The sequence below is a fragment of the Providencia sp. PROV236 genome (assembly GCF_033676985.1).
Taxonomy (GTDB): Bacteria; Pseudomonadota; Gammaproteobacteria; order Enterobacterales; family Enterobacteriaceae; genus Providencia; species Providencia manganoxydans.
Map to the genome: position 1 here is coordinate 4,231,252 of NZ_CP096297.1, position 22,984 is coordinate 4,254,235.

Genomic DNA, 22,984 nt, shown 5'->3' on the forward strand with positions numbered 1-22,984 from the left:
TACATTTTTCTAAACTATTCGCGTTAGAGGAAGGCGGCAAAGGAGGTTATCCCAAGGAGCATACATTAAGTATGTGACTTGGGTAACCGAGTGAAGCCAACGCACCTATCACGCGAAGAGTGACGAAAAATTAGGTTATCCCAAGGAGCATACATTAGTATGTGACTTGGGTAACCGAGTGAAGCCAACGCACCTATCACGCGAAGAGTGACGAAAAATTAGGTTATCCCAAGGAGCATACATTAGTATGTGACTTGGGTAACCGAGTGAAGCCAACGCACCTATCACGCGAAGAGTGACGAAAAATTATTGTGCACTAGAAATCTTCTTCATATCCGTCATATACCCACGCAGAGTCTTACCGATTTTCTCGATAGGATGATTACGGATAGCTTCATTAACATCACGTAATTGCGCATTATCAGTACCGTTGTCTGCAACAGGTTTCGCTAAATCGCCCGCTTGTAACTTAGTCATAAAGTCTTTCAGCATCGGAACAACTGCAAATGAGAACAGATAGTTACCATACTCCGCTGTATCTGAAATAACCACGTTCATTTCATACAGACGTTTACGCGCAATAGTATTCGCAATCAGCGGTAATTCATGCAGAGATTCATAATAAGCTGATTCTTCAAGAATACCGGCTTCCAGCATGGTATCAAATGCCAACTCAACCCCTGCTTTAACCATTGCAACCAACAGAACACCATGGTCAAAATACTCTTGCTCTGCGATTTTACCTGAGTACTCAGGGTAATTCTCAAATGGAGTCTTACCGGTTTCTTCACGCCAAGTCAGTAAGTTTTTATCATCATTTGCCCAGTCAGCCATCATTGTTCTAGAGAACTCACCTGAAATGATGTCATCCATATGTTTTTGGAACAATGGCGCCATAATCGTCTTCAGCTGCTCAGACAGTGCAAATGCACGCAGTTTGGCAGGGTTAGACAGGCGATCCATCATCAATGTGATACCACCTTGTTTCAGTGCCTCGGTGATCGTTTCCCAACCAAACTGAATCAACTTACCTGCGTAGCCCGGCTCAACGCCATCAGCGACCATTTTGTCGTAGCTTAGCAAAGCACCTGCTTGCAACATACCACACAGAATAGTTTGTTCACCCATCAGGTCTGATTTAACTTCAGCAACGAATGATGATTCCAGAACACCCGCGCGGTGACCACCTGTTGCAGCAGCCCAAGCTTTCGCAATTGCCATTCCCTCACCTTTCGGGTCATTTTCAGGATGAACTGCGATCAATGTTGGAACACCGAAACCACGCTTATACTCTTCGCGAACTTCAGTACCTGGGCATTTTGGAGCAACCATCACAACAGTAATGTCTTTACGAATTTCTTCACCAACTTCAACAATGTTAAAACCATGCGAATAACCTAATGCAGCGCCTTGCTTCATCATTGGCTGAACCGCACGAACAACTGCTGAGTGCTGTTTGTCTGGCGTTAAGTTAATCACTAAATCTGCGTGAGGGATCAATTCTTCATAGGTACCCACTTTAAAGCCATTCTCAGTCGCTTTACGCCATGATGCACGTTTCTCAGCGATAGCTTCTGCACGCAATGCATAAGCAATATCTAAACCTGAATCACGCATATTCAAGCCTTGGTTTAGACCTTGAGCACCACAACCGACGATGACGATTTTTTTACCTTTCAGGTACCCTGCTTCATCAGCAAATTCTTCACGTTTCATGAAACGACACTTGCCTAACTGCTCTAACTGCTGACGCAGATTCAAAGTATTAAAATAATTCGTCATTGTCTTACTCCATTGTTCTGTTGTGTTCGTTATTTCAAGCAATCAATGTTGCCTGCCGCTTTTCTCAAGCGATTATGGTTTTACTATATGCGATGATTTGCATTGCTTAAATTGATATATTAACAATACAATGTTGCAGTTTATGCAACACTATTTTTTATGCCACCCAGTGGAGCCACTAAATGGATATCCGAGATTTAAAACTATTTCTACACTTAGCAGAAAGCTGCCATTTTGGTAGAACATCTAAAGCTATGTATGTCAGCCCATCTACGCTATCTCGACAAATACAACGCTTAGAAGAACAATTAGGGCATCCATTATTTATTAGAGATAATCGCTCGGTAAAACTCACTCAAGCAGGTGAACATTTAAAACAATTTGCTCAGCAAACACTATTGCAATATCAGCAATTACAACATGTGCTAAACCAACAAAGTCCATCTTTAACTGGGGAACTACGTCTTTTTTGTTCCGTTACCGCAGCCTATAGCCATTTACCGCAGGTACTCGATAAATTTAGAGCATTACACCCACTCGTAGAAATAAAACTCACCACTGGCGATGCTGCCGATGCCGTCGATAAAGTCGAAACTAAGGAGGCAGACCTCGGGATAGCCGGTAAACCAGAGCGGCTACCTGATAATGTCAGATTTACCAAAATCGGTGAAATCCCCTTAGTCCTAATAGCGCCAGCGCTACCTTGTGCTGTTCGTAGCATGGCAACAGAAGAACATCCTGATTGGTCTTCTATTCCCTTTATCTTGCCTGAACATGGTCCTTCCAGAAAACGTATCGAGTTATGGTTTCGTCGTTACAATATTAACAACCCTGTTATTTATGCAACCGTTTCTGGCCATGAAGCAATCGTCTCAATGGTGGCACTAGGTTGTGGTATTGCGCTGATACCCAGTGTGGTTGTTGATAACAGCCCTGAGCCTGTCCGTAGCCGTATCTTACAGCTTGATAATGTTTCGCTAGTTGAGCCATTCGAGTTAGGCGTCTGCTTACTTAGCAAACGCCTAAATGAGCCATTGATTAAATCGTTTTGGCAGTTGCTACCTGAAAATCTAATCTAATCTAATGTCTGTGGTGTATCTTGAGGCGCTAAAAAGAAACGGAACGATGGATTTCCAGTTTCGTCATGATATTCATAACCAAGCGCTTCAAGATGCCTATCAAAACGAACTTCAGGGCCAGAAAGCTCAAAAGCGGCCAATACACGACCATAATCCGTGCCATGGCTACGATAATGAAATAGCGTGATATTCCAATAGGTACCTAACGTTTCTAAAAACTTCAATAACGCACCTGGTGACTCAGGGAATTCAAAGCTATATAGGCGTTCATTCAATGGCTTAGATGGGCGGCCCCCTATCATATAACGAACATGCAGCTTTGCCATCTCATCATCAGAAAGATCAGCCACTTCATAGCCATGTTGTTTCAACTCTTGAACAATTTCAACCCGTTCGTTTTCGCCACCGTTTAGCCTTACGCCAACAAAAATACATGCGCGCTCAGGATCAGCATCCGTATAACGATAGTTAAATTCAGTCACTGAGCGTTGGCCTAATAATTGACAGAATCGCAAAAAGCTGCCTTTTTGCTCAGGAATTGTGACCGCGAGTAAAGCCTCTCGTTTCTCACCGATTTCACAGCGCTCAGAAACATAACGCAAACCATGAAAATTCATGTTCGCACCAGATAACACATGAGCTAAACGTTCGCCTTTAATGTTATGTTGCTGAACATATTTTTTTAGCCCTGCTAATGCTAAAGCCCCTGAAGGCTCGGCTATTGCTCGTACGTCCTCAAAAATATCTTTCAATGCCGCACAAATTTCATCACTATCGACGGTGATCACATCATCAACGTATTGTTGGCACAGCCTGAATGTCTCATCACCAATACGTTTTACTGCGACACCTTCAGCAAATAAACCGACACGTGTTAAATCAACTGGATGCCCAGCCGCCAACGCCGCTTTTAAACAAGCAGCCTCTTCCGCTTCAACCCCAATGATTTTGATTTCAGGCATTAGTTGCTTGATTAAAACAGCAACGCCCGCAATTAAACCACCACCACCAACTGGAATGAAAATGCGATCAAGATGAGCATCTTGCTGTAATAGCTCCAATGCGATAGTTGCTTGGCCCGCAATCACTGATGGATGGTCAAACGGGGGAACAAAGGTGTAGCCCTCTTGTGCCGCCATTTCAATCGCTTTTGCTTTTGCCTCATCAAAATTTGCACCGAATAGGATGGCTTCACCACCAAAACCGCGTACCGCATCAACCTTGATATCAGCGGTTGCTATAGGCATCACAATTTTTGCTTTCACCCCAACGCGGCTTGCAGATAAAGCAACCCCTTGGGCATGATTACCAGCAGAAGCCGTTACTACCCCTTTGGCTTTTTGTTCATCACTTAAACTGGCAATCATGGCGTAAGCGCCACGTAGTTTAAAACTATGAACAGGCTGCCTATCTTCACGTTTAACTAATACCGTATTGCCTACCCGAGCAGAAATCTTACTCATTGCTTGCAAAGGGGTAACTTGGGCGACTTCATAAACCGGCGCACTTAGCGCCGCTTTTAGGTAATCAGCACCAGAAGGCGCTGAGGGTAATGGTTTTGCAGCGGCCACAATTAGCCTCCCAGTTTAGATTTGTCGCGTACAGCGCCCTTATCTGCACTGGTCGCAAGCGAGGCATAAGCACGAAGCGCATAAGACACTTCTCGTTGACGGTTACGTGGAGTATAGGCTTTATCACCACGTGCCAATTCCGCATCACGGCGCTTGTTCAATTCGCTTTCATTGACATCAAGTACCATCGTTCGCTTAGGAATATCGATGTCAATAATGTCACCATCTTGTACCAGCGCTAACAAACCACCACTCGCCGCTTCAGGGGAAATATGACCAATTGAAAGCCCTGAACTACCACCAGAAAAACGCCCATCGGTGATCAAAGCGCAGCTCTTACCCAATCCCATGGATTTTAGATAGGAGGTTGGATACAACATTTCCTGCATTCCAGGACCACCTTTCGGTCCTTCATAGCGGATAACCACTACATCACCTTCAACGACTTTACCGCCTAGAATTGCTTCTACCGCATCGTCTTGACTCTCGAAAACTTTTGCTGGACCACGGAATGTTAAGCTACCTTCATCGACACCAGCTGTTTTTACGATACATCCATCTTCTGCGATATTACCGGCTAGAACGGCCAATCCACCATCTAAGCTATAAGCATGCTCAATATTGCGGATACAACCATTTTCACGGTCAGTATCTAGCGATGGCCAACGGCAACTTTGAGAAAATGCTTGAGTAGTACGGATCCCCGCAGGCCCTGCTGAAAACATCGATTTCACAGCTTCATCTTTTGTTAGCATCACATCGTACTGTTCGAGAGTCTGCTTAAAAGTCAGTCCAAGGATATTTTTAACATCTTCTTGTAACAAACCTGCGCGACTTAACTCACCTAAAATACCGATAACACCACCAGCACGGTGGACATCTTCCATATGGTATTTTTGTGTACTTGGAGCAACCTTACATAAATGTGGAACTTTACGTGACAGACGATCAATATCGGTCATGGTAAAATCAACATCAGCTTCTTGAGCCGCCGCTAATAAGTGCAGAACTGTATTCGTTGAACCACCCATCGCGATATCTAATGTCATCGCATTTTCAAATGCCGCTTTGTTAGCGATATTACGTGGTAATGCACTCTCATCGTCTTGTTCATAATAACGCTTAGTCAGCTCAACAATTCGCTTACCTGCGTTGATAAACAGCTCTTTACGGTCAGCATGAGTCGCTAAAAGAGAGCCATTACCCGGCTGCGATAAACCCAAAGCTTCTGTTAAGCAGTTCATTGAGTTTGCAGTAAACATACCGGAGCAAGAGCCACATGTAGGGCAAGCTGAACGCTCAATTTGCTCGCTATCAGCATCACTCACGTTCGGGTTAGCACCTTGGATCATCGCATCAACTAAATCTAATTTAATGATTTGATCTGAAAGCTTGGTTTTACCCGCTTCCATTGGGCCACCTGACACAAAAATAACTGGAATGTTTAGGCGCAAGGCAGCCATTAGCATACCTGGAGTAATTTTATCGCAGTTAGAAATACAGACCATTGCATCTGCGCAATGTGCATTTACCATGTATTCAACAGAATCTGCAATTAACTCACGAGAAGGTAAGGAGTACAGCATTCCACCATGCCCCATCGCAATACCATCATCAACAGCAATCGTATTAAACTCTTTTGCGACACCACCCGCAGCTTCAATTTGTTCGGCAACGAGTTTACCCAAGTCGCGCAAATGAACGTGACCAGGTACAAATTGGGTAAATGAGTTAACAACCGCAATAATCGGTTTTCCAAAATCAGCGTCAGTCATCCCCGTAGCGCGCCATAATGCGCGAGCTCCTGCCATATTACGACCATGAGTGGTTGTTGCTGAACGGTACTTAGGCATATCTTTACTCCCGTGTTTTTAAAAACAGGCGGGGAACGACCGCCTGTAAATCAAGCTGTATTTATTATTGAGGGTTAACTGGATCCAACCAACCCCATTTGTCTTCTGTTGTTCCATCAAACAGGCCAAAGAATGCTTGCTGGATCTTTTTAGTCACAGGACCACAGCGGCCAATACCAATTTCGATACCATCTACACTACGCACTGGGGTAATTTCTGCGGCTGTTCCAGTCATAAAGACTTCATCAGCAAGATACAATGACTCACGTGACAATGTTTGTTCACGCACTTCAATACCCATATCTTTAGCTAAGGTCAAAATTGCATCGCGAGTGATCCCTGGAAGCGCAGAAGAAGTAAACGGAGGGGTAAATAAAATACCATCCTTAACTTCAAAAATATTTTCGCCAGCACCTTCAGATAGGTAACCATGAACATCTAACGCAATACCTTCCTGATAACCATGACGGCGAGCTTCACTACCAACCAGTAGAGATGACAGATAGTTACCACCTGCTTTCGCGCCCGTAGGAATAGTATTTGCCGCAACACGATTCCAAGAAGAAACCATCGCATCGATACCTTGATCTAAAGCTTCTTCCCCTAGGTATGCACCCCAAGGAAAAGCGGCCATAATAACATCCGTGTTATAACCATCAGGCGGGTTAACCCCCATACCAACATCACCAATGAAAACAAGTGGGCGAATATATGCGCTGACTAAGTTATTTTTACGCAGCGTTGCACGACAAGCTTCCATTAACTCTTCAACACTGTAGCTGACTGGCATACGGTAAATTTTTGCAGAATCACGCAGGCGCTGCATATGCTCGCGATGGCGAAAAACAACAGGCCCTTTATGTGAATCATAGCAACGGACACCCTCAAATACGGAGGTTCCGTAATGCAAAGCATGAGACATAACATGAACTTTTGCATCAGCCCATGGCGTCATTTCACCGTTAAACCAAATATAGTCAGCTTTCTTAGTCATTTTATAATTCCTTACATTGCACTTTGTGTGCGTAATAGTCGTGATTCTATTTCTTTTATCTCAACTTCTGAAATATCAGGCAGTTTAGTTAACTGAGCATAAAGCTGCGCTAACGGCCGCTGGCTATTTACAGTCATCGCTATATTTACATTATCACCATCTAGCATGTGATCCATAGTCATTGAACTAATTTGGAATCCACGATGACGGGTGACACGCAATATACGCTCTAAAACCTCAGGGCGGAAACGGGCTTGTATGGCAATTTGATGTTGCATCATAACGGTTTCTCCATCATTTTTTCATTGCTCGCCCCTGGAGGAACCAACGGCCAGACGTTTTCTAATTCGTTTATTGATACCTGCAAGATGAAAGCACCTTCGCTATTGAGTAACTCATCTAATGCAGAATCAACCTCAGATTTGGTGGTAATACGGCGCCCAGGAATGTCAAATGCTCGTGCCAAAGCAACAAAATCAGGGTTATCAGTCAAAATAGTTTCACTATAACGTTGCTCAAAAAATAGCTCTTGCCATTGGCGAACCATACCTAAGCGTTGGTTATCTAACAGTAAAATTTTAACTGGTAATTTTTTACGCTTGATTGTGCCAAGTTCTTGCACATTCATCATGAAGGAACCATCACCAGAAACACAAATGACTGTATCCTCAGGGCGTGCAACTTGAGCACCTATGGCGGCTGGAATACCAAAACCCATCGTTCCCAAGCCACTCGACGTTATAAAATTTTCTGGTGATGCCACCGAGATATGTTGAGCTGACCACATTTGATGCTGACCAACATCGGTAGTCACAACCGTGTTAGCATCAATACGATCAGATAATTGTTTTAATAACAAAGGAGCATAAATTGCTTCACCTGGATGATCATATCGCCAGTTAAAATCATGCTTTAGCTGCTGTATTTCTTGCTGCCATGATGAAATATCTTTTTCCATCATCAATGCGGGTAACAACACTTTCGCATCGCCTAATAGCCCCACATGAGCTTGGCGTAGTTTATCCAGTTCGACATGGTCAATATCAATATGGATAACTTTTGCGTTAGGGGCGAATGTGTTCAACTTACCCGTCACACGATCATCAAAACGAGCACCAACAGCGATCAATAAATCACAACGCTGTACTGCTAGGTTTGCAGCTTTAGTACCATGCATACCTAACATTCCAAGATAATGAGGTTCTGATGGCTCAACTGCACCAAGCCCTTTAAGCGTCACGACAGAAGGTATGCCAGTCTGCGCGATAAAATGCCTTAGCTCATCAACAGCCCCTGACATTCCCACACCACCACCAATGTATAACATTGGTTTATGAGACAACGTTAGCAACTCTCTAGCTTGATTAATCGCATCTCTCTGTATTGGTAAATCAGATTCTACAGGCATGAAAAAAGGGGCTAAATCTGCTTTCTGTAGCTGAATATCTTTCGGAATATCAATCAGTACAGGTCCCGGACGACCACTATTTGCGATTGCGAAAGCTTCAGCAACAATGCGAGGTAAATCGTCAATACTCTCCACTAAAAAGCTATGTTTGGTACAAGCAAGCGACAATCCCAATACATCTATTTCTTGGAAAGCATCAGTGCCAATAAACTCAGAACTCACTTGTCCCGTAATAGCCACAACAGGTACAGAATCTAACAAGGCATCAGCTAAACCCGTGATCAAGTTTGTTGCGCCCGGACCAGAGGTGGCGATACACACCCCAGTTTTTGATGTTGACCGCGCATAACCAATCGCAGCAATGACCGCACCTTGCTCATGACGACATAACAAATGCTCAACACCACCGTCATACAACGCATCATAAACTGGCATGATCGCCCCACCAGGGTAACCAAAAACAGTATCAACTCCCTGCGTTCGCAATGCTTGAACTAACCATTGTGCCCCATTCATGTCGCTCTCCTGTCCTTAACTTAGTTATCTATTTGTATTTATTCTGTTTTTTTAGATTTAATGATGTTGGCAAACTTAGTGTCAAAAAAAACCCCGCGCCTTTCGGTGCGGGGTTCTCGTAAGATCTGGCTACTAATTTAGCCTTCGTCGTCCAAGTGCAGCCCCGCACGGTGGGATAATAATCACCACCACGCTAATAATAATTAGGCTAATCACTCGGAAGAATGTGTTCATGAATATCTATTTTCACTATTATTGTTCATTGTCTATATTTAAGAGTTATCATTTTAAAATTATTTTGACAACTTTTATTTTGTTTTTTTATTATCAAAATATATATTTCATTATAAATCATGCAGATAGAATAAAAACAGAGTAATCCACTGCGGTTTTGCTAAAAAAACAGTAAATACAATTATAAATGGCCGAATAATTAGCCCAATACTCCACCTAAAAAAAATAATATTGCTGATAATAATTATAATTCCCACGTTATTCAGTTACCGCTGTTTGCAATATTCATATCAAGTTCTTGTCTCTAACAAAATTTTAATATTAAGATTAAACATTAAGTTACGTGCGACATCGCAAAAAACAGATGCAAACAAGCTGCCTTACATATTAGTTTTCGAGCGTTTTCGTACACTTCAAAAGTTCAGTTGTAGCTTCTTCCCTAAGAACAGAATATTAGTCTGTTTATGTAAAGGGAGGGAATATGACATTAGCGATTGTTTATACGAGAGCATCAATTGGTATGGATGCACCACTTGTTACCGTTGAAGCACATATCAGTAATGGGCTTCCCGGTTTGACACTTGTCGGTTTACCCGAAATTGCCGTCAAAGAAGCAAGAGACAGGGTTCGTAGTGCTTTAATAAATAGCGGCTTCGAGTATCCCGCAAAAAAGATAACCATAAACTTAGCACCTGCAGATTTACCCAAAGAAGGTGGCCGATATGATCTCGCTATTGCGATCGCAATATTAGCGTCTTCTGGACAAATACCAACAAAAACAATTCATTACTTTGAATTTATTGGGGAGCTTGCCCTATCTGGCTATATTAGATATGCCAATGGAGCCATTCCCGCTGCCCTAGCAGCATTAAAGCAAAAAAGACAATTAATACTTTCACTAGAAAGCCAACATGAACTCAATTTATTACCCGACAATAGTGTAAAACTAACCCAAACGTTATTAGAACTTTGCCATTTTTTGCATGAAAAAGGGACATTACCCAGTAATATTTATCCAACAGGTGCACCAACAGCACCTGATTATGAACACAATATCAATGATATTATTGGTCAAGAACAAGGGAAAAGAGCACTAGAAATTAGTGCAAGTGGAGGACACAACTTATTACTTTTAGGCCCACCGGGGACAGGTAAAACCATGCTAGCGAGTCGATTGCAAACTCTGTTACCCTCTCTAACACCACAAGAAGCCTTAGAAGTGGCTGCGCTACGTAGTTTATGTCATTTATCAAATCACAATCAGGTGTGGCCTGAAAGGCCATTTAGAACACCACACCATAGTGCTTCAATGGTCGCTTTAATCGGTGGAGGTAGTCTGCCAAAGCCGGGAGAAATATCGCTCGCCCACAATGGTATTTTATTTCTTGATGAATTACCTGAGTTTAGCCGCTCTGTACTCGACGCATTACGTGAACCCCTTGAAGCAAGGCAAATCGTGATTTCTAGAGCTAAAGCCAAGGTTTGTTTCCCAGCAAATTTTCAACTTGTAGCAGCATTGAATCCAAGCCCAACCGGCCACTATCAAGGAGAGAACAGCCGTAGCTCACCCGCGAAAATATTACGTTATCTTTCCCGTATTTCAGGCCCTTTCCTTGACCGATTTGATCTTTCGATTGATATTCCCTTACTGCCACTAGGCTCACTTAGTAGCCAAAAATATCAAAGTGAAAACAGTGAACTCATACGAGCACGTGTCATTAGCGCAAGAAATAGGCAACTAGAAAGAAGCGGAAAGCTCAATAGCCAATTAACAGGCAGAGAAACAACAAAGCTCTGCCAACTCTCCCCTAAAGATGCCCTTTTTTTAGAAAGTGCACTAAATAAACTGGGGCTATCAATACGAGCGTGGCACAGAGTATTGAGGGTCGCACAAACTCTTGCAGATATGCAAAATACACCACAGATAGATAAACAGCATCTTCTTGAGGCACTAAGCTACCGAGCAATGGATAAGTTATTGCTTCATTTACAAAAACAAGTAAGCTGAGCACAGCAGAAGTGACAAAATAGTGGTGTTACTAACAATGGATAAAACCTGACATAAAATGCCATCAGAGCCTTTGTAGCTAAGATAGCGTATTAGCAATCTGTCAAGATAACGCACTTAAAACACATAAGTATATACTACTAACACGAACGATCATTGCCAATAACACTTAAATTTAAAATATGGCAACTATAAATTAAGGGGCCGCAGCCCCTCTAAATATGTTGATGATATTAATCATCCGTGTCTGTATAGTCTTCTGAGGGGTCAATCTGAGGTTTACCGCCAGAAAGAGTATGAAAGCGTTTAGGACGATTTATACGGCTAGAATATTTCGCCCACACTTTTTCTTCGGGAGTTGCTGGTTCACGTTCACCGCGACAAACAGCGACGAAAAGCTTTTCTTCGTCAGTTTGTGCAGCGCGCTTACCTGAATCAAGCTCATTAAAAGCTTGTCCATAGCGTTCGAGCAATTGAGCTTCCTTGATGGTGAAATCACCATGACGAGAAAAGCCACGTGGGTAATGTTTATTATCAAAAAAACGATTAGTCGTGATGAAGCTTTCTGCCATCTGACACACTCCTAACTTATTACTGTCAACTCGTTATGGCGCGGAGTATTAGACAGCATTGACAATCTGTAAAACAAAACATTTAAATCATCACGACAAAAATTATTGGAGATGTATGTGGATACTGAGTTATTGAAAACTTTTTTGGAAGTCAGTAGAACCAGACACTTCGGCCGAGCCGCAGAATCACTCTATTTAACACAATCTGCTGTTAGCTTTCGCATAAGACAGCTAGAGACGCAGCTTGGTACTAATCTATTTACTCGACACCGTAATAATATTCGACTCACCGCCGCTGGAGAGCGTTTAGTTCCTTATGCTGAGTCTTTAATGAACACATGGCTACAGGCGAAAAAAGAAATATCGCACGCATCCCAACATACAGAGCTATCAATAGGCGCCACCTCGTCATTGTGGGAAGGCTATTTAACAGATTGGATGCAATCTTTATATGAGCAACATGATGAACTTCGCCTTGAAGCTAGAGTTTCAACCCGCCAATCCTTAGTAAAGCAGCTACACTCTAGAGAATTAGATTTATTAATAGCTACTGAACCACCAAAAATGGATGAATTTGAAAGCACAATTATTGGCTCAATAGAACTACAACTCATGGCTTCTCAAAAGAATATTGCGTTAACAAATTATAATTTTATTAAACTTGAATGGAGTGCGGACTTTCATCCCAAAAATGAGCCTATGCTTACTCCTGATGATACGCCTGTTATGATAACGACATCTGCACATATTGCCCGCCAATTACTGTCTGTATCACTTTCTGCCGCGTTTTTACCCGCACATTGGAGTACCCAATACCCTGGACTAAAAACGCTCTCAGAGGCCGTTATTACAAAGCCCATTTACGCGGTATGGCTACAAAGAAATGATCAGCAGGCACTAATTAACCAATTAATAAAAACGCCTATTCAAAATGCTCAACTCAGCGCCCCCATTTAAAATATCCGTTCGCTGAACTTGAACGCTCAATAAATCCTATTGAGCGTTTTTATTTATCAGTTCTATGTGTAATAAATAATTTTAAAGGTACAACTAACTCATTTGAAATGCCCATGAAGCGATCAGTGAATAATTACTGATTGGAGCAATACTAGAATTGGGAAAATAGGAAGGAAAGAAATAGAAAAACTAACAGAAAACTAGCCAAAAAAAGAAAAACCCGATTAAAATAATCGGGTTATCAATAAGATACTTCTTTTATTTTTACTTAATTGGTAACTGGCAGGGGCGGAGAGGCTCGAACTCCCAACACCCGGTTTTGGAGACCGGTGCTCTACCAATTGAACTACGCCCCTAAATTAAGTGGCGGAACGGACGGGACTCGAACCCGCGACCCCCTGCGTGACAGGCAGGTATTCTAACCAACTGAACTACCGCTCCACTTATTCTTTTGCCTTTCGGCTGCTTATCACATTGCAATAAGTCTTTAATTTAATGTCTGGCAGTTCCCTACTCTCACATGGGGAGACCCCACACTACCATCGGCGCTACGGCGTTTCACTGCTGAGTTCGGCATGGGGTCAGGTGGGACCACCGCGCTATTGCCGCCAGACAAATTCTGTTTCGTTCCCGTTTGCAGTTATCTCAACGCAAACCAGAACCTCAATCTCAAACAAGCTGCGTGTCCTTCACCTTTCGGCTTCTCACTACGCAAAAACAACTCAATCTCTCTAAAACACCTTCGGTGTTGTCAGGTTAAGCCTCACGGTTCATTAGTACTGGTTAGCTCAACGTATCGCTACGCTTACACACCCAGCCTATCAACGTCTTAGTCTTAAACGTTCCTTTAGGACCCTTAAAGAGTCAGGGAAGACTCATCTCAAGGCAAGTTTCCCGCTTAGATGCTTTCAGCGGTTATCTCTTCCGCACTTAGCTACCGGGCAATGCCATTGGCATGACAACCCGAACACCAGTGGTGCGTCCACTCCGGTCCTCTCGTACTAGGAGCAGCCCCTTTCAATCTTCCAACGCCCACGGCAGATAGGGACCGAACTGTCTCACGACGTTCTAAACCCAGCTCGCGTACCACTTTAAATGGCGAACAGCCATACCCTTGGGACCTACTTCAGCCCCAGGATGTGATGAGCCGACATCGAGGTGCCAAACACCGCCGTCGATATGAACTCTTGGGCGGTATCAGCCTGTTATCCCCGGAGTACCTTTTATCCGTTGAGCGATGGCCCTTCCATTCAGAACCACCGGATCACTAAGACCTACTTTCGTACCTGCTCGAGCCGTCACTCTCGCAGTCAAGCTGGCTTATGCCTTTGCACTAACCGCATGATGTCCGACCATGCTTAGCCAACCTTCGTGCTCCTCCGTTACTCTTTGGGAGGAGACCGCCCCAGTCAAACTACCCACCAGACACTGTCCGCACCCCGGATCACGGGGCAACGTTAGAACATCAAACATTAAAGGGTGGTATTTCAAGGTTGGCTCCATGCAGACTGGCGTCCACACTTCAAAGCCTCCCACCTATCCTACACATCAAGGCTCAATGTTCAGTGTCAAGCTATAGTAAAGGTTCACGGGGTCTTTCCGTCTTGCCGCGGGTACACTGCATCTTCACAGCGAGTTCAATTTCACTGAGTCTCGGGTGGAGACAGCCTGGCCATCATTACGCCATTCGTGCAGGTCGGAACTTACCCGACAAGGAATTTCGCTACCTTAGGACCGTTATAGTTACGGCCGCCGTTTACTGGGGCTTCGATCAAGAGCTTCTCCTTACGGATAACCCCATCAATTAACCTTCCAGCACCGGGCAGGCGTCACACCGTATACGTCCACTTTCGTGTTTGCACAGTGCTGTGTTTTTAATAAACAGTTGCAGCCAGCTGGTATCTGCGACTGGCTTCAGCTCCATGGGTAAACCACTTCACCTAGCGCCAGCGTGCCTTCTCCCGAAGTTACGGCACCATTTTGCCTAGTTCCTTCACCCGAGTTCTCTCAAGCGCCTGAGTATTCTCTACCTGACCACCTGTGTCGGTTTGGGGTACGATTAATGATAATCTAGAGCTTAGAGGCTTTTCCTGGAAGCGGGGCATGAGCTACTTCATCACCGTAGTGACTCGTCATCAGACCTCAGCATGGAGTGAACCGGATTTGCCTAATTCACCTGCCTACATCCTTAAACCGGGACAACCGTCGCCCGGATAGCCTAGCCTTCTCCGTCCCCCCATCGCAATTATCACCAGTACAGGAATATTAACCTGTTTCCCATCGACTACGCATTTCTGCCTCGCCTTAGGGGTCGACTCACCCTGCCCCGATTAACGTTGGACAGGAACCCTTGGTCTTCCGGCGTGCGGGTTTTTCACCCGCATTATCGTTACTTATGTCAGCATTCGCACTTCTGATACCTCCAGCATGCCTCACAGCACACCTTCGCAGGCTTACAGAACGCTCCCCTACCCAACAACATCTAAATGTCGCTGCCGCAGCTTCGGTGCATGGTTTAGCCCCGTTACATCTTCCGCGCAGGCCGACTCGACCAGTGAGCTATTACGCTTTCTTTAAATGATGGCTGCTTCTAAGCCAACATCCTGGCTGTCTGAGCCTTCCCACTTCGTTTCCCACTTAACCATGACTTTGGGACCTTAGCTGGCGGTCTGGGTTGTTTCCCTCTTCACGACGAACGTTAGCACCCGCCGTGTGTCTCCCGTGATAACATTCTTCGGTATTCGTAGTTTGCATCGAGTTGGTAAGTCGGGATGACCCCCTAGTCGAAACAGTGCTCTACCCCCGAAGATGAGTTCACGAGGCGCTACCTAAATAGCTTTCGGGGAGAACCAGCTATCTCCCGGTTTGATTGGCCTTTCACCCCCAGCCACAAGTCATCCGCTAATTTTTCAACATTAGTCGGTTCGGTCCTCCAGTTAGTGTTACCCAACCTTCAACCTGCCCATGGCTAGATCACCGGGTTTCGGGTCTATACCCTGCAACTCATTCGCCCAGTTAAGACTCGGTTTCCCTACGGCTCCCCTATACGGTTAACCTTGCTACAGAATATAAGTCGCTGACCCATTATACAAAAGGTACGCAGTCACACCCGAAGGTGCTCCCACTGCTTGTACGTACACGGTTTCAGGTTCTATTTCACTCCCCTCGCCGGGGTTCTTTTCGCCTTTCCCTCACGGTACTGGTTCACTATCGGTCAATCAGGAGTATTTAGCCTTGGAGGATGGTCCCCCCATATTCAGACAGGATAACACGTGTCCCGCCCTACTCGTCGAGTTCACAACACCAACACCTTCGGATACGGGGCTATCACCCTTTACTGCCGGACTTTCCAGACCGTTCTCCTGATGCTGATGCTGATTAAGACTCTGGGCTGCTCCCCGTTCGCTCGCCGCTACTAGGGGAATCTCGGTTGATTTCTTTTCCTCGGGGTACTGAGATGTTTCAGTTCCCCCGGTTCGCTTCGTTTGACTATGTATTCATCAAACGATAGTGCAACGAATTGCACTGGGTTTCCCCATTCGGAAATCGTCGGGTATAACGGTTCATATCACCTTACCGACGCTTATCGCAGATTAGCACGTCCTTCATCGCCTCTGATTGCCTAGGCATCCACCGTGTACGCTTAGTCGCTTAACCTCACAACCCGAAGGTGTCTTTTTTGTCAGTCGACACGAAACCCGACGGTTTCTGTCTGTTGACGACATCTTCAAGTTGAGATTTTTGAGAGACTCTCACATTGTTTAAGCGATAAACAATGTGCGTTGTTTTCAATTTTCAGCTTGTTCCAGATTGTTAAAGAGCATAATTGTTAAACCCACTACACTGTAATGGGCTTAATCATTATTGGGGTATCGCCTTTCACTCGATGACCGGCGCATTGGCGTCCCCTAGGGGATTCGAACCCCTGTTACCGCCGTGAAAGGGCGGTGTCCTAGGCCTCTAGACGAAGGGGACATCAGTCTCTGCTTCGCAGACGCGCTTGCTGCTCTACTTTCTATCAGACAATCTGTGTGAGCACTTCACAAAAACACTTCAATGGTAAGGAGGTGATCCAACCGCAGGTTCCCCTACGGTTACCTTGTTACGACTTCACCCCAGTCATGAATCACAAAGTGGTAAGCGCCCTCCCGAAGGTTAAGCTACCTACTTCTTTTGCAACCCACTCCCATGGTGTGACGGGCGGTGTGTACAAGGCCCGGGAACGTATTCACCGTAGCATTCTGATCTACGATTACTAGCGATTCCGACTTCATGGAGTCGAGTTGCAGACTCCAATCCGGACTACGACGTACTTTATGAGTTCCGCTTGCTCTCGCGAGGTCGCTTCTCTTTGTATACGCCATTGTAGCACGTGTGTAGCCCTACTCGTAAGGGCCATGATGACTTGACGTCATCCCCACCTTCCTCCGGTTTATCACCGGCAGTCTCCTTTGAGTTCCCGACCGAATCGCTGGCAACAAAGGATAAGGGTTGCGCTCGTTGCGGGACTTAACCCAACATTTCACAACACGAGCTGACGACAGCCATGCAGCACCTGTCTCAGAGTTCCCGAAGGCACCAAAGCATCTCTGCTAAGTTCTCTGGATGTCAAGAGTAGGTAAGGTTCTTCGCGTTGCATCGAATTAAACCACATGCTCCACCGCTTGTGCGGGCCCCCGTCAATTCATTTGAGTTTTAACCTTGCGGCCGTACTCCCCAGGCGGTCGATTTAACGCGTTAGCTCCGGAAGCCACGCCTCAAGGGCACAACCTCCAAATCGACATCGTTTACAGCGTGGACTACCAGGGTATCTAATCCTGTTTGCTCCCCACGCTTTCGCACCTGAGCGTCAGTCTTTGTCCAGGGGGCCGCCTTCGCCACCGGTATTCCTCCACATCTCTACGCATTTCACCGCTACACATGGAATTCTACCCCCCTCTACAAGACTCTAGCTGACCAGTCTTAGATGCCATTCCCAGGTTAAGCCCGGGGATTTCACATCTAACTTAATCAACCGCCTGCGTGCGCTTTACGCCCAGTAATTCCGATTAACGCTTGCACCCTCCGTATTACCGCGGCTGCTGGCACGGAGTTAGCCGGTGCTTCTTCTGTCGGTAACGTCAATCGTTGATGATATTAGCATCAACGCCTTCCTCCCGACTGAAAGTACTTTACAACCCTAGGGCCTTCTTCATACACGCGGCATGGCTGCATCAGGCTTGCGCCCATTGTGCAATATTCCCCACTGCTGCCTCCCGTAGGAGTCTGGGCCGTGTCTCAGTCCCAGTGTGGCTGATCATCCTCTCAGACCAGCTAGGGATCGTCGCCTAGGTGAGCCATTACCCCACCTACTAGCTAATCCCATATGGGTTCATCCGATAGCGCAAGGACCGAAGTTCCCCTGCTTTGCTCCTAAGAGATTATGCGGTATTAGCCACCGTTTCCAGTAGTTATCCCCCTCTATCGGGCAGATCCCCATACATTACTCACCCGTCCGCCGCTCGTCAGCGAGAAGCAAGCTTCTCCTGTTACCGCTCGACTTGCATGTGTTAGGCCTGCCGCCAGCGTTCAATCTGAGCCATGATCAAACTCTTCAATTAAAAGTGTTTGATGCTCAAAGAATGTTTTACTGTCGCCTGATTTCCGAAGAAACCAGATTACCTATTAGTTCATATGTATATGAATTAACGTGTTAGTCACTCTTCAAGACTTTAAAATCAAATATTTTTTTGATAGTGTCTTGTGAGTGCCCACACAGATTGTCTGATAAATTGTTAAAGAGCGTTGCGACTTTATCTTTCGATATTAACCGTTTAGGTTGTTGTCGCGAGGTGTCGTATACTACGTTTTTCTATCAGAAAGTCAAGTAATTATTTTTAACTTTTTCTTTCTTTTTCACCTCTGTCATCACTAGGTTTCTTTTCTAACCTTACCACCGGAGCGGTTTGTCGTGACAACGGATGCGCATTATAGGGAGTCAGAAAATTCTGGCAACCCTTTTTTTGAAAAAAATAACTGTTTGAAGATAAAATCATCATTATGCTTTTTTTTCTAGCATAATGAGTACAAAACAAGCTAATAAAAAGTATCTTCAATATTTCTCACATTGAGTGATCCTACACCTTTATTTAACAAATACGTGGTACGATCTGTCCACTTCATTAAAAACAATGGCATTACTATGAACAAACATTTGAGATCTTATCTAGGTATTTACCCAACAACGGGTTCTAGTGTGTTTATCGACCCTTCTTCTGTAGTCATCGGGGATGTACGGATCTCTGATGACGTTAGCATTTGGCCATTATCGGTATTACGCGGTGATGTAAACTATATTCAAATCGGTGCCAGAACCAATATACAAGATGGCTCAGTCCTTCATGTTACGCATAAATCACAAAATAACCCCGAAGGAAATCCACTCATTATTGGTGAAGATGTCACTGTTGGCCATAAAGTTATGCTACATGGCTGCACTATAGGCGATCGTGTGTTAATTGGTATGGGCTCGATTATCTTAGATGGCGCAACTATTGGAAGTGATGTTGTTATAGGTGCTAATAGTTTAGTCACTCAAGGTAAAACTCTAGAAAGTGGCTACCTATATGTAGGCAGCCCAGCAAAAGCGGCACGTAAACTCACAAAGGATGAATTAGAACATTTACGCTACTCAGCTAATAATTATGTTCAGTGGAAGAATGATTATCTTTCTTCTGGTAGCGAATAAACGCTATCAACTCCATGGCCTTGAGCAATCAAGGCTTCAAACTCTTCTTCTATATCCCAACGGTTATTTTGAAACAAACTTATCGGTTGAGCATTGTGCCCATAACGGCGATACAGCAGCGCATCAGATATCACACATTCAGCTAGCATCCCATTAACCATTACAGGAAAACGTACAACCTTAGCTGTATCATCCCATTCCTCTCGATCTGGAAACTGTATTGCCTGATTCACTTTCTTTGTTCCTTTTGTAATGCTAAAAGGACTGGCTCTATTTCGGGAAGGATACCGTGCCATAATTTAAAAGCAAAAGCGGCCTGCCCAACTAACATGCCCAAACCATCAGCCAGCCTATTTACTTGATGTGCACTTGCAAAAGCTAAAAATGGTGTTAGCGAGCGCTGATAGAACAGGTCATAGCAAGCAACATGTGTTGAAAATACACTTGGATGAACCGCAGGGATGTCACCATTGACACCCGAAGAGGTCGCATTGATGATCAGATCAAAATCAGCAGATCTGATCTGATCGATCTGCACTCCTTTTATGCTGCCAAAACTTATAAATTGTTTAACTAATTCTTCTACCTTAGAAAAAGTTCGATTTGTTAGCGTAATTTGACAGCCATATTCCAAAAGAGGTAATAGAGCCCCTCTTGTTGCACCACCAGCCCCTATGATCAATATGCGGCTATTGCGACTAATAAAATTGAGTCGTTCCAAATCTAATAGTAATCCAACACCATCGGTATTATCGCCTAATAGCCGATCACCATCGAGTTTCATTACTGTATTTACAGCACCACATGATTGCGCTCTATCCGTCAATTCCGAAACCATTTGGTAAGCTCTTTCTTTGAAAGGAAGCGTTACATTAGCCCCTTTTCCTCCCATTGAAAAAAAATCAGACAGTGCCTGCTCAAAACCCGTTAATGGCGCCAATACTCGCTCATATTTCAGCGGGATCCCTACCTGTTCCGCAAACATTTGGTGAATAATTGGTGATTTACTGTGTTCTATTGGATGACCAAAAACCGCATATAACCCCATAAAATACATTATCCTTTACGATATAATTGCCCAGTTTTAGCATCCCGAATTTCTGAAGGATTTAAGCGCCCGCCAACTACGCCATCAAGTACAGGAATACTTCCTTGAAACTGTTCAATAACTTCACTAGTTGTTCTACAAGGCTCTTGCCCACTTAAATTAGCACTCGTCGATACTAGCGGCTTACCATATTGCTGACAAAGTAATTTAACTAAATTATGATCTGTAACCCTTACCGCTAATGTATCAAAACGTCCTGTTAACCATTTTGGCGTTGATTCTTTTGCGGGGATCACCCATGTAACGGGCCCTGGCCAGCTATCAAGCATGACTTGTTTTTGTTTATCTGTCAGTTGGCTATCATCAACATAGTTTTTTAGTTGTTCATAACTATCTGCGATGAGGATCAACCCTTTTTCCCAAGAGCGTTGTTTTAACTCAAGTAGTTTATTAACTGCTTTTTCACTATCAGGATCACAACCTAGCCCAAAAACCGCTTCAGTTGGATAAGCAATCACTTCTTCTTGATTAAGGAAAGCGATAATATTTTCAATTGCAGGTGTAGCTTTAGTTTGCATATTTTTAACTCATCATTATTCTTTTTGTGGTTTACCACAACGTTTACTTGCACAACACAATCTTACTCCTTGAGTCCCCTTTTTTTCCATAAGTAATGGATAATGACAAAATTCACACTCACCAGCGATAGGTTTATTGTTAATAATAAACTGGCAAGTCGGATAGCTGTCACATGCATAAAAAGTCTTTCCAAACCTAGACTTACGTTGTAAAAGGTGCCCTGTATTGCACTGAGGGCAAGATACTTTTGTTTCGTCAGGTTTATCAATAAGTTCTATATGCTCACATTCAGGGTAATTACTACAGCCAATAAACATACCAAATCGGCCTTGCTTCAAAACCAAATCGTGCCCACATTGAGGACACGCCTGTCCTTCTAAAACCTTGATAATAGGGTTTTCTGTGGAAGGACGCATAGGTTTAATATAATGGCACTGAGGATATGTGGAACAGGCAAAAAAAGGCCCATGTGTGCCATTACGGATCACGAGCGGTGCACCGCACTCAGGACAAACTTCATTTTTTTCTGTTGCAAAAGGCAATTGATTCGACATGACTCTCTCTTAGACAACTAACTCAATTTGATATATCCACCAGCGACAGAAGCAATTACACCTTCTATTTCTAATTCAGTCAAAATAGAAGCAACCTCTGCGATTGATTTTTGCATACGCTCCGCAACCACATCTATAGATGTCGGTTGATATTCAAGTACGCTTAATACCTCGCATTCTACTTGATTAAACTTAACACTCATTTTTTCTTCAGATAATGGCTCTAATGGTAACCAATTTAAACCAATATCAATGTGATGTTTAATATCTTCAGGAGCAGTTAATGGATATGCTCCTTGCTGTAATAGCCAATGATTACCACTAAAAGCAGGATGGCCTAACGGAGCTGGTATCGTAAAAAGATCTCTATTTTGCTCAATGGCGTAACGTGCTGTAATGAGAGAACCGCTTTTCAACCCAGCTTCGATAACAACTGTTGCTTTACATAAGCCACTAATAATACGATTTCGCCGCGGAAATTGCTTGGCTAATGGCGGCGCATCAGGAAAATATTCTGAGATTAAAACCCCATTTTCCTTTATTTGTTCAGCTAGAGCAGTATGCTGTTTAGGATAAATATTCGCTAGTCCACTACCTAAAACCGCTAGCGTATTGCCATTTGAATCAAGAGCAGCTCGGTGACTAATAGCATCAATACCAAAAGCAAGTCCACTGGTAATCGCCAATTTGTAACTAACAAATGCACTTGCAAACTTCTCAGCCCATTTGCGCCCGTACTCACTTGTTTGTCGGCTACCAACTATTGCTATTTGGGCTAACGTCATCAATTCACAGCGCCCAATTGTAAAAAGCACTAACGGCGGGCTCGCGATTTGGGCTAGAAGAAATGGATATAAGCCACTACTAAAAGTAATCAATTGATTTTCTTCTTTCTCTAACCACTTTCGTGCTTGAGTTATCTTTACTGATGGGAAATGTATGAACTGTAGACTTTGCAGCTCACTCAACCCACACCGCTGCAAGGTAGCTATATTTATATTACCCAATAGTATGAGTTCATTAATAATTTTTGATGCACTACTCGGCGAAAGCCGACTGACCTGAGACATCCTTAACCAAATTTCTTGGGTTTCCATGGTAT

17 protein-coding genes, 3 tRNA genes and 3 rRNA genes are annotated in these 22,984 nt (G+C 44.0%); 4 read left to right on the forward strand and 19 right to left on the reverse strand.

Annotation, left to right across the window (positions count from 1 at the left end; all coding sequences use genetic code 11):
• Positions 1-306: 306 nt before the first annotated feature.
• Positions 307-1,782 carry a ketol-acid reductoisomerase gene (ilvC, locus tag M1E96_RS19620; RefSeq protein WP_319068969.1) on the reverse strand — a complete coding sequence of 492 codons (1,476 nt, stop codon included), beginning with the start codon at positions 1,780-1,782 and terminating at the stop codon, positions 307-309.
• Positions 1,783-1,964: 182 nt separating this feature from the next.
• Between ilvC and ilvY the strand changes: the two genes are divergently transcribed.
• Positions 1,965-2,861 carry an HTH-type transcriptional activator IlvY gene (gene ilvY / locus M1E96_RS19625; RefSeq protein WP_070928545.1) on the forward strand — a complete coding sequence of 299 codons (897 nt, stop codon included), beginning with the start codon at positions 1,965-1,967 and terminating at the stop codon, positions 2,859-2,861.
• Here ilvY and ilvA read toward each other — a convergent pair.
• From ilvA to ilvL, 6 genes are all read right to left on the reverse strand, one after another.
• The gene (ilvA, locus tag M1E96_RS19630) at positions 2,858-4,432 is read right to left on the reverse strand and encodes a threonine ammonia-lyase, biosynthetic (RefSeq protein ID WP_318707225.1); all 1,575 of its coding nucleotides are present in this window, start codon (positions 4,430-4,432) and stop codon (positions 2,858-2,860) included. The two genes, ilvY and ilvA, sit on opposite strands and share 4 nt — an antisense overlap.
• Positions 4,433-4,434: 2 nt before the next feature.
• The gene (ilvD, locus tag M1E96_RS19635) at positions 4,435-6,285 is read right to left on the reverse strand and encodes a dihydroxy-acid dehydratase (RefSeq protein WP_070928543.1); all 1,851 of its coding nucleotides are present in this window, start codon (positions 6,283-6,285) and stop codon (positions 4,435-4,437) included.
• A gap of 64 nt (positions 6,286-6,349) precedes the next feature.
• Positions 6,350-7,279, reverse strand: a complete 930-nt coding sequence (locus M1E96_RS19640; RefSeq protein ID WP_070928541.1) for a branched-chain amino acid transaminase — start codon at positions 7,277-7,279, stop codon at positions 6,350-6,352.
• 11 nt (positions 7,280-7,290) lie between these two features.
• Positions 7,291-7,560, reverse strand: a complete 270-nt coding sequence (ilvM, locus tag M1E96_RS19645; protein WP_319068966.1) for an acetolactate synthase 2 small subunit — start codon at positions 7,558-7,560, stop codon at positions 7,291-7,293.
• A complete protein-coding gene (gene ilvG / locus M1E96_RS19650) occupies positions 7,557-9,203 on the reverse strand; it encodes an acetolactate synthase 2 catalytic subunit (RefSeq protein ID WP_070928537.1) in 1,647 nt (548 codons plus the stop codon). The genes ilvM and ilvG overlap by 4 nt, the downstream gene beginning before the upstream one ends.
• Positions 9,204-9,335: 132 nt before the next feature.
• Positions 9,336-9,437 carry an ilv operon leader peptide gene (ilvL, locus tag M1E96_RS19655; protein WP_081335957.1) on the reverse strand — a complete coding sequence of 34 codons (102 nt, stop codon included), beginning with the start codon at positions 9,435-9,437 and terminating at the stop codon, positions 9,336-9,338.
• A 481-nt stretch (positions 9,438-9,918) separates the two neighbouring features.
• Between ilvL and M1E96_RS19660 the strand changes: the two genes are divergently transcribed.
• A complete protein-coding gene (locus M1E96_RS19660; protein WP_319068959.1) occupies positions 9,919-11,445 on the forward strand; it encodes a YifB family Mg chelatase-like AAA ATPase in 1,527 nt (508 codons plus the stop codon).
• 233 nt (positions 11,446-11,678) lie between these two features.
• Here M1E96_RS19660 and M1E96_RS19665 read toward each other — a convergent pair whose 3' ends face one another.
• The gene (locus M1E96_RS19665) at positions 11,679-12,017 is read right to left on the reverse strand and encodes a DUF413 domain-containing protein (protein WP_070928533.1); all 339 of its coding nucleotides are present in this window, start codon (positions 12,015-12,017) and stop codon (positions 11,679-11,681) included.
• A 111-nt stretch (positions 12,018-12,128) separates the two neighbouring features.
• Here M1E96_RS19665 and hdfR point away from each other — a divergent pair, with 111 nt between their 5' ends.
• Positions 12,129-12,974, forward strand: coding sequence for an HTH-type transcriptional regulator HdfR (gene hdfR / locus M1E96_RS19670; RefSeq protein ID WP_319068957.1), 846 nt, complete (start codon positions 12,129-12,131; stop codon positions 12,972-12,974).
• Positions 12,975-13,254: 280 nt separating this feature from the next.
• On the opposite strand, the gene M1E96_RS19675 is transcribed toward hdfR, so the two are convergent.
• From M1E96_RS19675 to M1E96_RS19700, 6 genes are all read right to left on the reverse strand, one after another.
• Positions 13,255-13,330: transfer RNA gene (locus M1E96_RS19675), tRNA-Trp, on the reverse strand.
• An 8-nt stretch (positions 13,331-13,338) separates the two neighbouring features.
• Positions 13,339-13,415, reverse strand: a tRNA-Asp gene (locus M1E96_RS19680).
• Between the two features lie 56 nt (positions 13,416-13,471).
• A 5S ribosomal RNA gene (rrf, locus tag M1E96_RS19685) occupies positions 13,472-13,587 on the reverse strand.
• Between the two features lie 139 nt (positions 13,588-13,726).
• A 23S ribosomal RNA gene (locus tag M1E96_RS19690) occupies positions 13,727-16,631 on the reverse strand.
• Between the two features lie 242 nt (positions 16,632-16,873).
• Positions 16,874-16,949, reverse strand: a tRNA-Glu gene (locus M1E96_RS19695).
• Between the two features lie 85 nt (positions 16,950-17,034).
• Positions 17,035-18,574, reverse strand: a 16S ribosomal RNA gene (locus M1E96_RS19700).
• Together the 16S, 23S and 5S rRNA genes with 3 tRNA genes alongside form the textbook arrangement of a ribosomal RNA operon.
• 581 nt (positions 18,575-19,155) lie before the next feature.
• On the opposite strand from M1E96_RS19700, the gene M1E96_RS19705 reads away from it, so the two are divergent.
• Positions 19,156-19,701: a gamma carbonic anhydrase family protein gene (locus M1E96_RS19705; RefSeq protein ID WP_272581374.1), complete on the forward strand. Its 546-nt coding sequence runs from the start codon at positions 19,156-19,158 to the stop codon at positions 19,699-19,701.
• Here the strand turns inward: M1E96_RS19705 and M1E96_RS19710 are convergent.
• The 5 genes from M1E96_RS19710 to dprA are packed head-to-tail and all read right to left on the reverse strand — an operon-like array spanning position 19,677 to position 22,979.
• Entirely contained in the window at positions 19,677-19,934 is a 258-nt protein-coding gene (locus M1E96_RS19710; protein ID WP_272581375.1) for a DUF1488 domain-containing protein, read from the reverse strand. The two genes, M1E96_RS19705 and M1E96_RS19710, sit on opposite strands and share 25 nt — an antisense overlap.
• On the reverse strand, positions 19,931-20,749 hold the full coding sequence (gene aroE / locus M1E96_RS19715; RefSeq protein WP_272581376.1) for a shikimate dehydrogenase: 819 nt from the start codon (positions 20,747-20,749) through the stop codon (positions 19,931-19,933). Before aroE ends, M1E96_RS19710 begins: the two co-directional genes overlap by 4 nt.
• Before the next feature lie 8 nt (positions 20,750-20,757).
• Positions 20,758-21,327, reverse strand: coding sequence for an L-threonylcarbamoyladenylate synthase type 1 TsaC (gene tsaC, locus M1E96_RS19720; RefSeq protein ID WP_272581377.1), 570 nt, complete (start codon positions 21,325-21,327; stop codon positions 20,758-20,760).
• A gap of 15 nt (positions 21,328-21,342) precedes the next feature.
• On the reverse strand, positions 21,343-21,882 hold the full coding sequence (locus M1E96_RS19725) for a type I DNA topoisomerase (protein WP_272581378.1): 540 nt from the start codon (positions 21,880-21,882) through the stop codon (positions 21,343-21,345).
• Positions 21,883-21,899: 17 nt separating this feature from the next.
• Positions 21,900-22,979: a DNA-processing protein DprA gene (gene dprA / locus M1E96_RS19730; RefSeq protein WP_070928779.1), complete on the reverse strand. Its 1,080-nt coding sequence runs from the start codon at positions 22,977-22,979 to the stop codon at positions 21,900-21,902.
• Between the last annotated feature and the right edge of the window lie 5 nt (positions 22,980-22,984).

Coding starts and splice junctions, on each gene's coding strand:
- tsaC (WP_272581377.1), bottom strand. CDS start 21,327: ATGCAAACTAAAGCTACACCTGCAATTGAAAATATTATCGCTTTCCTT.
- M1E96_RS19660 (WP_319068959.1), top strand. CDS start 9,919: ATGACATTAGCGATTGTTTATACGAGAGCATCAATTGGTATGGATGCA.
- M1E96_RS19640 (WP_070928541.1), bottom strand. CDS start 7,279: ATGACTAAGAAAGCTGACTATATTTGGTTTAACGGTGAAATGACGCCA.
- hdfR (WP_319068957.1), top strand. CDS start 12,129: ATGTATGTGGATACTGAGTTATTGAAAACTTTTTTGGAAGTCAGTAGA.
- M1E96_RS19705 (WP_272581374.1), top strand. CDS start 19,156: ATGAACAAACATTTGAGATCTTATCTAGGTATTTACCCAACAACGGGT.
- ilvY (WP_070928545.1), top strand. CDS start 1,965: ATGGATATCCGAGATTTAAAACTATTTCTACACTTAGCAGAAAGCTGC.
- dprA (WP_070928779.1), bottom strand. CDS start 22,979: ATGGAAACCCAAGAAATTTGGTTAAGGATGTCTCAGGTCAGTCGGCTT.
- ilvG (WP_070928537.1), bottom strand. CDS start 9,203: ATGAATGGGGCACAATGGTTAGTTCAAGCATTGCGAACGCAGGGAGTT.
- ilvD (WP_070928543.1), bottom strand. CDS start 6,285: ATGCCTAAGTACCGTTCAGCAACAACCACTCATGGTCGTAATATGGCA.
- M1E96_RS19665 (WP_070928533.1), bottom strand. CDS start 12,017: ATGGCAGAAAGCTTCATCACGACTAATCGTTTTTTTGATAATAAACAT.
- ilvC (WP_319068969.1), bottom strand. CDS start 1,782: ATGACGAATTATTTTAATACTTTGAATCTGCGTCAGCAGTTAGAGCAG.
- ilvM (WP_319068966.1), bottom strand. CDS start 7,560: ATGATGCAACATCAAATTGCCATACAAGCCCGTTTCCGCCCTGAGGTT.
- M1E96_RS19725 (WP_272581378.1), bottom strand. CDS start 21,882: ATGTCGAATCAATTGCCTTTTGCAACAGAAAAAAATGAAGTTTGTCCT.
- ilvL (WP_081335957.1), bottom strand. CDS start 9,437: ATGAACACATTCTTCCGAGTGATTAGCCTAATTATTATTAGCGTGGTG.
- aroE (WP_272581376.1), bottom strand. CDS start 20,749: ATGGGGTTATATGCGGTTTTTGGTCATCCAATAGAACACAGTAAATCA.